Source organism: Methanomicrobium sp., assembly GCF_055145805.1.
In genome coordinates this window covers 1-13,727 of sequence record NZ_JBSREC010000017.1, presented here as the reverse complement: position 1 = coordinate 13,727, position 13,727 = coordinate 1, and the positions used below count along the sequence as shown (strand labels likewise).

The 13,727-nt window shown below is 38.3% G+C and carries 15 protein-coding genes; 6 read left to right on the top strand and 9 right to left on the bottom strand.

Going from position 1 to position 13,727, the window contains the following annotated elements:
- Both ACTB1O_RS01175 and ACTB1O_RS01170 read right to left on the bottom strand, forming a co-directional pair.
- Nucleotides 1-1,235, bottom strand: a 1,235-nt coding sequence (locus ACTB1O_RS01175; protein WP_462993312.1) for a C45 family autoproteolytic acyltransferase/hydolase, incomplete at its 3' end; no start/stop codon positions are given.
- Between the two features lie 165 nt (nucleotides 1,236-1,400).
- Nucleotides 1,401-1,760, bottom strand: coding sequence for an HhH-GDP family DNA glycosylase (locus tag ACTB1O_RS01170; protein WP_462993311.1), 360 nt, complete (start codon nucleotides 1,758-1,760; stop codon nucleotides 1,401-1,403).
- 292 nt (nucleotides 1,761-2,052) lie between these two features.
- On the opposite strand from ACTB1O_RS01170, the gene ACTB1O_RS01165 reads away from it, so the two are divergent.
- The 4 genes from ACTB1O_RS01165 (at nucleotide 2,053) to ACTB1O_RS01150 (ending at nucleotide 4,625) form a co-directional block, all read left to right on the top strand.
- Entirely contained in the window at nucleotides 2,053-2,295 is a 243-nt protein-coding gene (locus tag ACTB1O_RS01165) for an AbrB/MazE/SpoVT family DNA-binding domain-containing protein (protein ID WP_462993310.1), read from the top strand.
- Nucleotides 2,280-2,612: a type II toxin-antitoxin system PemK/MazF family toxin gene (locus ACTB1O_RS01160; RefSeq protein ID WP_462993309.1), complete on the top strand. Its 333-nt coding sequence runs from the start codon at nucleotides 2,280-2,282 to the stop codon at nucleotides 2,610-2,612. Before ACTB1O_RS01165 ends, ACTB1O_RS01160 begins: the two co-directional genes overlap by 16 nt.
- 261 nt (nucleotides 2,613-2,873) lie before the next feature.
- A complete protein-coding gene (locus tag ACTB1O_RS01155; protein ID WP_462993308.1) occupies nucleotides 2,874-3,959 on the top strand; it encodes an iron ABC transporter substrate-binding protein in 1,086 nt (361 codons plus the stop codon).
- Nucleotides 3,960-3,971: 12 nt separating this feature from the next.
- Nucleotides 3,972-4,625, top strand: coding sequence for a class I SAM-dependent methyltransferase (locus tag ACTB1O_RS01150; protein ID WP_462993307.1), 654 nt, complete (start codon nucleotides 3,972-3,974; stop codon nucleotides 4,623-4,625).
- Between the two features lie 138 nt (nucleotides 4,626-4,763).
- Here the strand turns inward: ACTB1O_RS01150 and ACTB1O_RS01145 are convergent, their stop codons facing one another.
- Complete coding sequence (locus tag ACTB1O_RS01145; protein WP_462993306.1) at nucleotides 4,764-5,546, bottom strand: ABC transporter ATP-binding protein; 783 nt, start codon at nucleotides 5,544-5,546, stop codon at nucleotides 4,764-4,766.
- Nucleotides 5,537-6,637 (bottom strand): FecCD family ABC transporter permease, encoded by a 1,101-nt coding sequence (locus ACTB1O_RS01140; protein WP_462993305.1) that lies wholly within the window; start codon nucleotides 6,635-6,637, stop codon nucleotides 5,537-5,539. Before ACTB1O_RS01140 ends, ACTB1O_RS01145 begins: the two co-directional genes overlap by 10 nt.
- 574 nt (nucleotides 6,638-7,211) lie before the next feature.
- Here ACTB1O_RS01140 and ACTB1O_RS01135 point away from each other — a divergent pair.
- Both ACTB1O_RS01135 and ACTB1O_RS01130 read left to right on the top strand, forming a co-directional pair.
- Nucleotides 7,212-7,559, top strand: a complete 348-nt coding sequence (locus ACTB1O_RS01135) for a DUF5658 family protein (RefSeq protein WP_462993304.1) — start codon at nucleotides 7,212-7,214, stop codon at nucleotides 7,557-7,559.
- A 119-nt stretch (nucleotides 7,560-7,678) separates the two neighbouring features.
- On the top strand, nucleotides 7,679-8,002 hold the full coding sequence (locus ACTB1O_RS01130; protein WP_462993303.1) for a hypothetical protein: 324 nt from the start codon (nucleotides 7,679-7,681) through the stop codon (nucleotides 8,000-8,002).
- Nucleotides 8,003-8,015: 13 nt separating this feature from the next.
- Here ACTB1O_RS01130 and ACTB1O_RS01125 read toward each other — a convergent pair whose 3' ends face one another.
- From ACTB1O_RS01125 to ACTB1O_RS01105, 5 genes are all read right to left on the bottom strand, one after another.
- Entirely contained in the window at nucleotides 8,016-8,999 is a 984-nt protein-coding gene (locus tag ACTB1O_RS01125) for a flagellin (protein WP_462993302.1), read from the bottom strand.
- The gene (locus tag ACTB1O_RS01120) at nucleotides 8,996-9,418 is read right to left on the bottom strand and encodes a type IV pilin N-terminal domain-containing protein (RefSeq protein ID WP_462993301.1); all 423 of its coding nucleotides are present in this window, start codon (nucleotides 9,416-9,418) and stop codon (nucleotides 8,996-8,998) included. Before ACTB1O_RS01120 ends, ACTB1O_RS01125 begins: the two co-directional genes overlap by 4 nt.
- A 21-nt stretch (nucleotides 9,419-9,439) precedes the next feature.
- Entirely contained in the window at nucleotides 9,440-11,245 is a 1,806-nt protein-coding gene (locus tag ACTB1O_RS01115; RefSeq protein ID WP_462993300.1) for a type II secretion system F family protein, read from the bottom strand.
- Entirely contained in the window at nucleotides 11,229-13,271 is a 2,043-nt protein-coding gene (locus tag ACTB1O_RS01110; RefSeq protein ID WP_462993299.1) for a type II/IV secretion system ATPase subunit, read from the bottom strand. Before ACTB1O_RS01110 ends, ACTB1O_RS01115 begins: the two co-directional genes overlap by 17 nt.
- Before the next feature lie 8 nt (nucleotides 13,272-13,279).
- On the bottom strand, nucleotides 13,280-13,727 hold a 448-nt coding region (locus ACTB1O_RS01105), incomplete at its 5' end, for a hypothetical protein (RefSeq protein WP_462993298.1).

Genomic DNA, 13,727 nt, shown 5'->3' with positions numbered 1-13,727 from the left:
GGGCCGTCTTTTAAGAAATATTTAACAGTCATTGTCCTGTTGGTTAAATCAGTTACAACCCTCCACAAAAGCCTGTCAACAGTTTCGTTACCTGCATCAGCATTTGCCTCAACTTGTTTCAATGCCGCCCAGGCGTCGTCTGTCGTGAAATCTCCTTCATGACCGGAAATATAGTTGTGAAGTTTTGCACTTCTCAGGTAATCGTCATGAGGATCATCAGGATTTTCCGGTTGACACAGACTGATGTCAGGACGGAGGTTAATAGCATAATTTGTAATCGGAACCGGAGTATCCCGGTAATCTATAAAAATAATCTCACGTGTTTCGTTATCAAACTCTACAATTGTCGCGTCTCCGGAATCGTCGCATATAAGAAAGTGCTGGCCCATATACGGCATAAAAACCTCTGTCTCTGACAGCTGCTGTTTTGCTTCCTCCACCGTTGCACAATGCTCAAGGATTGATCTAAGCACCTGCATAAAATTCAGTCCTGTACTCGTTGATCCGGCGAGGTCATCCAGGGGATCATTATAAGTATCTCCGTCCTGAAGAGAGGCAACGTAGAGTCCTTTTTCATTTATTCCGTCAACGATACCATTGAGGAGATCCATGGTCCCCAATACCAGGCTGGCATATCCTTCATCAGGATATATCTCAACAACATGAACAAGTGTCCCCATTTCATTAACGATTGTGTCTTCGAAGTTTCCATCTTCAATACCGGAAAATGCATCTAAATCAGGGTTATAATCCCATTCCATATTCCTGCCTACAATTGCATGGCCGTCCTCCGTTGATGAAGGAGGGAAATATAGAGCGGAACATGAAGGATAAAGTGATATATATATCGGAAAACTGGCATCATAGCTGTAATCGTCTTTACTGAGCTGATATGCCTTCTTTACTCCAAGCATCCGCTCGTATAAAACATCGTCATAACTTTTGATGTACTGCTCCTTTTCCTCTCCGTATTTTATGTCAGCGAAAGGCAAAAGGAATGATTCAAACTCATCTATGCCGGCTTTTCCAAGCTCATATCCTGTCTCCTCCTCTGTCCCTCCACGGACTGTTACATGGATTACGTCCATATACGTGCCGTTTTCCTTTTTTAGAAGATGACTCACAGTTGTTTTTGTACCGGAATCATCTGGCTGTGCAAAAAGTGCAAAATTGCCAATAAAAAGTGCAATAATGAAAAGAATTATCACAAGTATTGTCGGAACGGCCGATTTCATTTACAATATTATGATTATATTTCGTAATAACGGTGCTGATAATAAGATTCCACTCTCCTAAAACCCTGATGCCCTAAATTCAAATACAATACTCCGAAGAATAAATTAATCAAAAGAAGAGAAAAAATGCTTTTTATTGCAATGGCGAAATTCAAAAAAGAGCTTTCAAAGGAAGTAGTGGAACAGAACACGAAAGTCTCTTGCAAGGATATTCGCAGTCATTGTTGCAACCTTAATTCCTGCCCCGTAAAACTCCAGCATTCTTCTTACAACCGCACAGCTTGAAGGATTGTCAGACCAGATATTTGCCGCATCCCCATCGTAATCATCAGAAATTTTCTTAATTGCTGATGATGTAATTTTGCCACCTTTATCATTAAAGCGGTGAAGCAAAAGCTCCTGAAAAATTTCTATAAATTCATCTTCTGATTTTTTGGAGAATGACTCAAAATCATATCCGCCTATCTTTTCACATATTTTACAGGGAATACCAAACGCACGATCCACCTTAATCTGCGGCGTCATAAGGCAACCCAAAAGAAAATGATGAGGATTTTTTTTGAGATCATTAAGATAAGTATCTCCAGGCTCAGAATATGTAAACTGGATGTATTCCGGTGGTTTGGTAAGCTGTTTGTCTCCTTCCCTTATCAGAAGCTGAGCAATTGCCTGTTACTGCTCCTTTCCCAGTACCGGAATTTCTGACATATAAAAATGATTATCATCTAGATCGATAAAACAATCTCACTTAAAAATAAATGCCCCTTCAGAAACATTCAAATTATATATCTTACAAATAAGACCAATAAGACAGATTATGCCATTAATAGAAATTAAAACCGGAACCATTACAGAAAAAGGCCAGATTGTCATTCCAAAGTCATTAAGGGAAAGATTTTCCCCGGGAGAAAAAGTTGCAATAATTTCTTATGAGGACAGAATTGAATTAAGGCCTATCAGTTCTGTAAACGAAGCGCTTTCATGCGCATATTCAGCGGAGAAGACTCTTAAAAAAGACTGGGATTCAAAAGAAGAAGATGAGGCATGGAAGAATTTGTAAAAGGTGATGTCTTAGTCATCCCTTTTCCTTTTTCAGATCTCTCTGGTTCAAAAAGGAGACCTGTTCTTTTAATCGCAGTTTTAGAAGGAGACGACATCATTCTCTGTCAGATAACAAGCAGAAACCGAAATGACAAATACTCAATAGAACTTACAAACTGTGATTTTGAATCGGGCGGCCTGAAGATTGAAAGCTTCATCCGGCCAGAGAGGATATTTACTGCTGATGTGTCACTTATATCATACAAAGCCGGCAAATTAAAACCTGAAAAGATAAAAGAAGTTGAGGATGCCCTTATAAGAATTATCAAAAAGTAGTCAGTGAATTGAACAAATATAAGTATACATTTCCTGTCACTCAATTCAACAAATGTAACCGGCAATCCCACACTGGTGTAAAACCGGAGTACTTCAGCAATTTTTTTCCGCCCATTTTCACTCAGACCTGCCACAAAAATAGTGTCAAATATGCGTTAATATAAAATAATTAACCTTCTAAAAAAATAGTACATTTTAATTATACCTCCATTATAATTTATTGTTATAAACCATCATAAATTAACTTTATGGAGTACATGTATGGAAAAAACAACAAAATATACTTTTATTGCAGTAATTGCAGCTGCAGTTTTTGTTTTTGGATTAATTATCCTGATGCCTTTATCAGGAAACAATTCAGGAGAGATAAAGGACGGAATAACCCTCAATGATATGGCAGGAAGGGATGTTACTGTTCCTTATGAAATACAGGGAGTACTAAGCACAGCACCTCCGTCCACAATGCTTATTTACATGATTGCCCCCGACAAACTGATGGGATGGAATTTTGAACTGTATGAAAACTCAAAAAAATACATTCCTGAAGAATACCAGAGTCTTCCTGTTGTAGGGGGATGGTTTGGAAAACAGAGCGGAAATTATGAAAATTTCATCTCAATAAATCCGGATATTATAATCGAGGGTTTCACAAACAGTGGAGACTTTCTGTCTGCAATATCTGAGCGGCAAAACATGTTCGGATCAATTCCGGTCGTTGCTGTAGATAATTCGGTTAATGCCAGAAATTACACCCCGGCAATAGAATTTACAGGAAAAGTTCTCGGTGAGGAGAATACAGCACAGGAACTGATAAATTTCTATGAAAAATATCTGAATCTGGTAACAGAAAGAGTATCTGCAATACCGGAAGATGAAAAGGTAACAGTCTATTATGCAGAAGGTCCGGAAGGAATATTAACCGACCCAAAAGGTTCGCAGCACTCACAGTTGATTGAAATATGCGGTGGAAAAAATATTGCTGAATGTAAAATTTCCCCCGGATATGGCCAGACTGAAGTTTCAATCGAGCAGATTATTTCATGGAATCCTGAAGTTATAATTGCCGGAGACAAGAACTTTTATTCAACTGTTTATGATAATCCACTCTGGAAGGATATTGATGCTGTAAAGAACAAAAGAGTATATCCTGTCCCGAATACTGCCTTTTCGTGGTTTGACAGGCCTCCCGGAGTTAACCAGATAATAGGAATACCCTGGACTGCAAAATTGCTGTATGCGGAAAAATTCGAGGATATTGACATGACATCTCTGGCAAAGAATTATCATGAACAGTTTTATCACATAAATCTGACTGACGACGAGATAAATGAAATTTTAAACACCTGAGGAGATATTCAGATGGAAGAAAAAACAGTCTTTGATAAGAAAGGTGCCGAAGGTATGGATGAAATATCAAAAACAATTTTTGCGCCGATATACCCTGTTATCGCTGACAATGCAATTAATAAATGCGGAATAAATCACGGAGTCTGTATCGATTTAGGAAGCGGCCCCGGTGCTCTGGCTATTGCTGTTGCAAAAAGATCAGATCTTTTTGTATATGCTTTTGATTTTTCCGGGGATGCAAATGATATTGCACGTAGAAATATCGAAAAAAATGATCTTTCTGAGAGGATTAAAACCATAAAAGGAGATGTTCATGCTCTTCCCTTTGAGAGCAGCTTTGCAGACCTGATTGTAAGCCGCGGTTCGATATTCTTCTGGGACGACCCGAAATCCGCAATTAAAGAGATTAACCGTGTATTAAAACCCGGCGGCATGACATATATCGGCGGGGGATTCGGAAATAAAGAGCTTCGGGACGACATTGTCAACAGAATGATAATAAAAGACCCGAAATGGGAGAAAAAATACAAAAGGAACATGTCAGAGGAGAAGAGGGAAATTTTTAGAGAAGCAATCTCCGGTCTTGAAGGCTCTGAAACGGAGATAATCAATGATGACTCGGGTTTCTGGATTGTAATTAAAAAAGGGTCTTACAATGAAGTGTGAATGTATGAAACAGGATGCAACATTTCTGAGAACAAAACCGGCATATGCAAAATACAGACACATAACCTGAACCGGTAAAAGACCCTGCAAAAAATAACGAATCCAAAAAAGAACTGACCAATATTTCACTAAATTTTTTTAAAAAGAAAGAGGGACACATACATTTCTTCCGGCATCTTTTACATGACTTATTGCAACATCTACTCCGTAAGCCACTTTCAGATTTTGTCTTGTGATAACATCCCCTGCATCTCCCTGTGCAATGAATTTTTTATCCTGCATTATTGCAACCTGACTTGACAGCATAAATGCATGATCCGGAAAATGTGTACTCATTACAACTGCTATTCCCTCTTTTGAGAGTTTTTCAATTGCGCCAAGGACTTTTAACTGGTTTCCAAAGTCAAGATGTGATGTGGGTTCGTCAAGAATGAGAACTTTAGCTTCCTGTGCAAGTGCACGTGCAAGCATAAGCATCTGCCTTTCTCCTCCGCTTATTTCATTAATGAGTCTGTCTTTAAGATACTCCGCACCAATTTTATTAATTGCCTCCTCAGCAATTCTGACATCATTTTCACCGGGGGATGCCAGAAACGAAAGATGCGGGGAGCGTCCCATAATAACGAAATCAAGAGCTGTAAATGGAAAGACAGTCTGGTGCCCCTGTGGAACATATCCGATTATTCTTGCCAGACTTTGGGCAGACAATGATCTGATATCCTGATTCATAATTTTTACATATCCCGAATTAACAGAATATAAATTAATCAGACATTTTATCAGTGTGGACTTCCCTATGCCGTTTTTTCCGATAATTGACATAATTTCACCTTGCTTTACGGAAAAAGAGATATCCTCAAAAATCTGTATGTTACCGTCATATGAAAATGATATGTCATTTATATCTAAGATCAAAGCCACCCCACCTTTTTTCTGGTAAGAAGATATGCAAAAAACGGAGCACCTATTAGAGCGGTGAGAATTCCAAGCGGAATTTCAGTTGAAATCAGAGTCCGGGATATATCATCCACAATTAAAAGATATGAAGCCCCAAGAAGTGCTGATGCAGGAATCAGGCGCTTAAAATCAGGGCCTACAAGCATTCTTGCAATATGCGGTATGACAAGTCCTACCCATCCTATAATTCCTGCAATGCATACACAGGAGGCAGTGATAACAGTTGCACAGATTATGATTATCCGTGCCATATTTTTGGTATCAATACCAAGAGCCCTTGCCTCTTCATCACCCACCGAGAGAATGTTTATTCTCCATCTGATTATGTAGATAATAAATCCGGCAATAAGAATCGGAGGTGCAACTGATATAAGATCAGATAACGTGACAGATGCAAGACTTCCCATCAGCCAGAATACAATTGCAGGCAGAGTGTCGTATGGATCTGCCACGTATTTTAACATTGACAAAAGTGCTGAAAAAAGCGCTCCTACGACTATTCCGGACAATACAAGGACGAGAGTCCCTGTTCCTTTGTATGCCCTGCTGATAATGCATGTTATCATTACAGCAACAATTCCAAATATGAAAGCTAAAACCTGAATAATCCAGGGATTTCCTGAAATTAGTATTGCAAGCGCCGCACCGAAACCTGCTCCCGATGCAACCCCCAGAATGTCCGGAGAAACAAGCGGATTTCTAAAAAGACCCTGATACGAGGCACCTGCAATTGAAAGACCACCGCCTATAAGCATTGCGGCAATAATCCGCGGGAGTCGTATCTGGAATATAACAGTTTCATTAATAGAGTTCCATGTATGTTCTATCGGAATAAACGGGAACACTGAAAATAAAATTTTAAGCCCTTCTACAGGGTCAATCATGTATCTCCCCAAAAACAGGGAGATGAAGAATAAAAGTACCGGTGTACAGTATATCAGTAATTTTTTAATGATGTCTTTTTTATATGAATTAATTTTGTAATCCTTTAAAAAAGAGTGATTGAACAAATATTTTATTTTTAATTTATTTGTGACATCCTTATTTTCATCCATATTTATTACCCCTCTGATTTTAATCTGCTTTGAGGCCGGTCTTTTTCTGAAAATACGACATATTATATCCTAAATACCATATCATTCACGAAAAGCGTCTTTTTCATGTCGGTTTAGTGAGTGCAGGCTGCGCATTTTTTTACTATAAATTTGAAAACATGGCAGCGCAAAATCTTCTCAGTAACATATGCACCCACAAACATAATTAATTATGGTTTTAAGTTAACCTAATGATATTAACTCTCAGACTCAATATCAATTTAAGTATAAGGATCAAATTTTAGAAATTGGTTGATGTGCAGATATTGAATCCACAGGGATTTTTTTTATTTTATTTAGTTATACTTATTGTGAATTTGTTAATATTATTAGTAATAAGCGAAATTTACCGAAAATAAAATTGCCACATATAAGTTTTAATTTAGATATTACTCAAAAATAATCCTTTTTTCATACTTCATGCAGTTCATTTTCAAAAATAGTGTTATGTTTCCTGCAACATCCAATAACATTATATCTGATAGGCATTACATGTGGCAATAATAAGAGACAGTGCGGGAGGTATGCAAAGGAAATGACAGATTGTAAAAAATACCATATTTTATTTCAGGATTTTAATTCAGGCAAAGGAATTGCTGCAGGCTTAATATTTCTTGCAGTTCTATTCTTTCTTGATATTACAACAACGCAGTTTATACTATCAAACGGAGGATGTGAACTGAATCTGTTAATGAAAGGCATTGTAAATTCAGAACTGTTTCATGCAGGAGTAAAGACGCTTGTGTTTGCCCTGATAACCACAGCTGTATTATACTGCAACTCAAGAATCAAAAATTCAGGAACATTTGCCCTTTCTGCAATAATCGGCTGGTATCTGATTGTTGCAATTCACAATCTGGGTTCAATAGCAGGAATGGTTTAAGCATTTTTTATTTTTAACCCATGTTATTGCCTGATATTAATTATCATCCGGTAATTTTGGGCAGAATACAATCCACATAATTTAATCTATTTATGATAACAGTTACAAGAAAAAAAACAATGGAAGAAAAACAGGGACATTTTAAGAAGAGGATATGGGTGGATGAGATTTCAGAGCCGGAACCTGCAGATTTTGAGGATAATAAAAATCAGGAAAAATCAGAAAGCAGGGATGATGAACCCCAAAATGATGATATCGACAAATTAATTGCTGATACTGCCAGTTCAGTTAAAAATGCGGTTGACAACGTAATCAATCTGGGGAATGCTCTTCTTGGGACAAAAGAAGGAAGGAGTGAAATTAAAAAGAAAGCTAAAACTGCAGGGAAAAAATTTATAAAATCGCTTGAGGATGCATTAGAGGACGCGAAGAAAAATCTTTAAAAAATATTGTTTATCAGGATGCCGAAACTGCCATATCTACTTCTTTTATAAATATTGTGACAGGGTAAGTGAATTCAACACCTAAAACTCCGCCATAGCTACTGCCTGCATCAGAATAACATGAAACTACGACGTTGTCAAGCCCCCTGTCTCTAAAAGAAAGAAGTTTATTATTAATATTTTCCCAGATAATTTCATTCACTTCAGGAAATTTGCAGTCATAAAATGTGAAATTTAACATTGTTGCATTAACAGATCTTGAAGGAGGATTTACTTTTGTTTCAAGCTTTAGCATTGCAGCACCATTCCCGCTTGCGTAACTTTCTTTGCCTTTCTCTAAGTTTACTATGGTCATGGATAACCCGGTACAGTTTAGGTATCTTGTTCCGGTATAGTTACCTGTTCCATCTGGTTGAAATACAGGCTCATAATTATAATCCATATCAAAAAGTGATGAAAAAAGCCCTGAACTATTTTCAATATCATTAAGAACGGCATCCATATTTTTAGACAGCAAAGGAGTCTGTTTACCATATTCGGTTGTAAGATTGACATAGCCATACTGCCATGAATAACCCTGGTCCTGCCAGAAATTGCTCAGGGGCCGGTACGAAAATTTCACAAGAGAGGAATTCCGTTCGGGTATGGTGGTTGTTGATAAAGAATCGTCATTTAGAATTGTTACATTAAAGCCGAACAGCATTGCATCATCTTCAACCTGAAGTGTCCCTCCTGATTTAATTGACGATAAAAACACATCCCCCCCGCCGAGCTCAAAACTTCTGGAAAGTTTTCCGTCTGATTTTTGCCAGACCGCATTTTCTATATCAGATGAAAATGACAGAAATTCCCGTTCAACATCACCAAGGTGCCCTATTTCTGCCTGCTGCTTTAGAGAAGGAACATATGTACAGAAATACATCGACATGATTGTAACAATTACCGCAAGGATCAAAAGCACCGCTACAACCGGTGCAACGGCTTCATCAGTTTTCAATCCTCAATCCTCCCGAAAAAGATAACTGATCTGGATGTAACTATCTGAACATCCCAACCGCTTATATTCTCCACTGTCTTAACCGTCATAAAATCCCCCGGCAGCAGGGTTCTTGTCAGGGGATCATTACATATCGTGATATTATCCTGGGATTCGATGATTCTGTTTAGATCGTTTGAAAATATGACTTTTAGTTCTCCTTTAACAATCGGATCACCGCCTTTATGCCAGAATGAAACATTGTATCCGGTAGAATCCGTCCCTCCCACCATCATATTTACTGAAGGCTCCCTGTCCTCCGGGATAAACTGAGATGCAGATACTGCAAATATCGATACAATGATGAGTACAAGACTTAGCATGAGCATCTCGCCGATAACAGGAGATACTGCCTCTTCTCTTTCTCTTTTTACTTTCATCTCCTCAAAAACCCCTAAATCTCATATGATAATAGTGAAAAGCACCAAAGATGCTACCATAAACACAATACTATGTTTTAAACCTGCAAGCACGTTGTTTGAGCTCAGCTGGCCTGCCATAACCCCTGAAAAAAAACCGAGGATCATAGAGATATGAAACATCTCGGATATGTTAGACTCCAGATTGAAATTGATATCAAATCCTTTGAAACTCTCTACAAATGAGACATTTAACTGATAGGCCGAGTAGAGGAAAATTCCAAATGAAAGATAAATGATTGCGACATAGATGAAGGAAACACCAAATCTTTCATTCTTCATCTTAAGATAATGCTCAAGATCTCCTATTGCAATCGCAAGTATTTCTCTTAAGTGATCGGTAATCTCACTGGCCTTAATTACAAGTGATATCGCTCTTTTAACAGATACAAGCCCTATTCTTTCCTCAAGTCTGTAGAGAGCATTTGAGACACTCGTCCCCATAACAATCTCATCAGACGCCACCTTTATTTCAGATGTTAAAACTCCAATCTTGCTTGTGGAAATTATGTGAATTGCACTCTGAAGTGTCATACCCATATCCTTCATATCAGAAATTTCCCTCAAAAATCCGGGAAGCTGTGATTCAAACTGTTTAAGGTACCAGTTTCTCGCCTCATATGCAAATCCAACAGGGAGCATGAATGCCGAAATAAGAATGCATATAAATGCTTCAAATGTATATCCTGGAAATAGTTCTGAGATTAATCCATTCATGTACAACAGTGAAACAACGCAGGCTGCGATCATTCCAAATACTAAGCTGTACTGATAATCAGATACATAATATCTCAAAGGATTTTTAAGAATAGCTTTTATTTTCAGTGCCTGTTTATTTGAACGGAGATTTTTGAGGAAATTTTCATCAACGGGCTGTGTTTCAGAATCCTCACTACAAACATCAGCATACTCTGACTGCTGCATCTCTTTTCTGCTTACCTGAAGACTGTCAGGCGGCATCATGATATAAAGAAGAAAGATCATAACTGCCGCACCTATGGGAAGGCCGATATACATCAGTGGCCCTAAAAGGTCAACTGTACTCTGACCTGACAGATTCTGTGCCACAATCATTATCATAATTGCAATAGGTCCTGCAACAAAGGCTGTTACATAAATCTCTGCCATTATCTCCATAGTTTTTAAGGTATTTTCAAGCTCCTGCATTGCAGTCTCACGGTAATGGACCGATTTTGATGCAAAAAAATCTGTCATACTGCCACCTGTCTTAAAAACCATTGCAAGATCGTTTAGAAGTTCGGAAAAATTTGGAGAAGGCGTTATATCCTGAAGATTTCTTATTGCGGAGAGAAGATCATCACCAAAATATTCAACATCCCTTACTATCACTGCACACTCTTTTGACACCTCTCCGTAGAGATCGTCATTTTCAGAGACACCCTTAAAAATCGAAAAGAGAGTCATTGTTTTTGAAAGGGCCTGCATATATGTGATAGCATACGGGAGATCAAGCTCAATTCTCGTCTTTCTGCCTGAAGCAACAAGACCTGGATACATATAGGCAAAAACAAAAAGGCCTCCGACAAAAATTACGAAAAATAGCAATGCGGATAATTCCGGCGGAAGAAATGATATTGGATTTATATCTAAATCTAAAAGCAGGATAACAGTTAGTAACAGAATATAGTTTATTCCTGCAAGTAATATACTGAGAATTAGTAAAAGGAGATATTCATCGCCAGTTATTGGTATTTGTGCAGCCCTAAGTGACTTTTGAAAATCTTTTGTATTCAGGGAAGATATCAGAAAATTATTCTTCAAATTCATATATGCCACTCTTTGAAAATTCATCAAATACTGCCGTTATCTCATCTGAGTTGCGGATGCCTTTTTTTAGAAGGCCTTCAAGTATATCTTTTCTTATCCGAACCTGCCTTTCGGTTTCTTCAGGAGCCCATCCGTGACTATATGCAATGTCTTTTAAAATCTTTGATTCAGTGTAAACTTTTTGAAATTTATCACCTACAGGATTCCAGCTGTAAAGGACATTATATTTAATATCGCTTTTTTCTGTAACCACTTCATCAAGTGTTATGCACCTTCTTACCATTCTGCCGTCTATATGCTGAAGCTGCTGAATTATAATTAAATCAAGTGCTCCGAACATTGCAACAGGCACATTGATCGGATTTGTTGTAAGGCGATTTATTGCCTGTTCAACTCCCCCGGCATGCAGGGTTGAATAAGTGGTATGGCCTGTATTCATGGCCTGAAAAAGAGTCTGTGCCTCGGCACCTCTCACTTCCCCCACGATAATATATTCCGGCCTCTGTCGGAGTGCTGTTTTAAGAAGGGAGAACATATCGACATTTCCTTTTCCGGATTCAGATGCACTCTCCCTTGTCTTCATAGGGAGCCAGTTTTTATGGGGCATCTGAATCTCCCTTGTATCCTCAATTGAGACTATTTTTGCAAATTGCGGGATGAAAAGTGAAAATGCATTCATCATTGAGGTCTTTCCGCTTGCAGTTCCACCCACCACAATGGCACTCTTTCTGTTTTCAACACAGAGCCAGATAAAAGCAAGAATCTCTGCATCATATGTACCATAATCTATAAGATCAACAGGCGTCATTGGATCGGATTTGAATTTTCGAATCGTAAATGAGCTCCCCTTTGATGATACAACATCAGTGTATGTTATCTGGGCCCTTGCACCTCCGGGAAGGGAGGCATCAACAAGAGGTGTTGTAAGTGAGAGCTGCTTATCAGCCTTCTGGGCTATTTTTAAAACAAACCTGTTTAGTTCCTCTTTATCAAAAATAATATTTACAGGAAGATTTGAGTACTTTCTGTGATAGATAAATAGCGGATTATCAAACCCGTTGCAGGTAATATCCTCAATGTTTTCGTCATGCATAAGAGGATCAAGTTTTCCATAACCCTGAAAATTTCTTACAAGATAATAGCAGATAATATCTGTTCTTTCTTTTTCAATATGAGGATCAAGTTTTTTTATTATCCTGATGACTGTTTCATATTCTATCTCCATTTCATCTTTTTTTGCTGCCGAATCATAGAGAAGAACAGCTCTTAACTGTGCATCCGTTTCTTCAAGAATCAGATGTTCTTTTTCAGATAGTCCCGGTTCATATACAAGATAACTTTTATTATTCTCTCTGTTGCGGGCGATTACAGCATATGAATGTGGTGCTCTGAGCCAGTACCTTTCAAGCTCCTCATAACCGGGAGGGAGAACAAGTTTTTTTCCTTCTCCGGGCATACCGGAAAGATTTTTAGTATTTAGAAGTGATTCGCTCCACTCCTCTTCAGTTTTATAATTCTTCAGCTCTTTATTCAGGTAATTCAGATTCTCTTTAAAACGGATCAGAATTTTTTCAGGAGAGTCACTGGAATCTACAGGGGCTTTTTTCTTTACTTTGTTTTCAATACTTTTGGCAATTCTGCCTGCTGTCCGCCTCAAAAAATTTTCCTGCTTTGGTTGCTGCATCTCCTTTACAGTGCCGGTTTTTGGTTTTGCCTTTGGCTTTGCAGATTTCTTAAACGAGAATCTTCTTCCAGGTTTTGCAGGATTTTCTGATTTTAAAATTTCCCTGCTTTCCTCTGAAAAAATATTGTCTGAAGATGAATTAAATAAAATCTCAGAATCACTATAATCGCCGGAAATCCCTTCTGTTTTAAAGCCATTAATATCCAAGTCATCCGGGAGATGAAAATCATCCTGGGGCAAAAATTCGTAATCATCATCGTATGAATTAGAATCTGCATTGCTTTGAGTATGCTTTAGATAATCATCATGTGTTTCTGCCTTTGGCATAGAGATTTCAGACATGTTTTTTCTCACCACCAGGCCTCTTCCTGACATGAAGGGTCTTCTGCTGCAGAGGATGCAGTCGTTTTTGCCAGTTCAGAAAATTTAACTGAAGCAGCAGTGTCAACTCCGATGGCATCGGGATTTTCCGGTGTCGTTCCTGAAAATATCTTAAGATCCACATCAAGACCATTGCCATACATATCAACCCTGTATTCACCGGTTTCATATATGAAAAGGTCCTGCTCATCAGTTGACGGATATTCTCTGCCAAATCCTCCCTGTTTCACAACTTCCCCTGTACTGTTGTCAGAGATTTTTAGATTCAGAAAAGAGTGGTACGGAACCTCGGTTGGTACACCCTCAAATGAGTGAATACCCGAAGTGTATTTGCTGCTGCTTCCGCCACCGGTTGAAGATTCACCAGTTGTCACTGTGACATCCGATATTTTAAAACTGACCACAGATCGGAAGAGC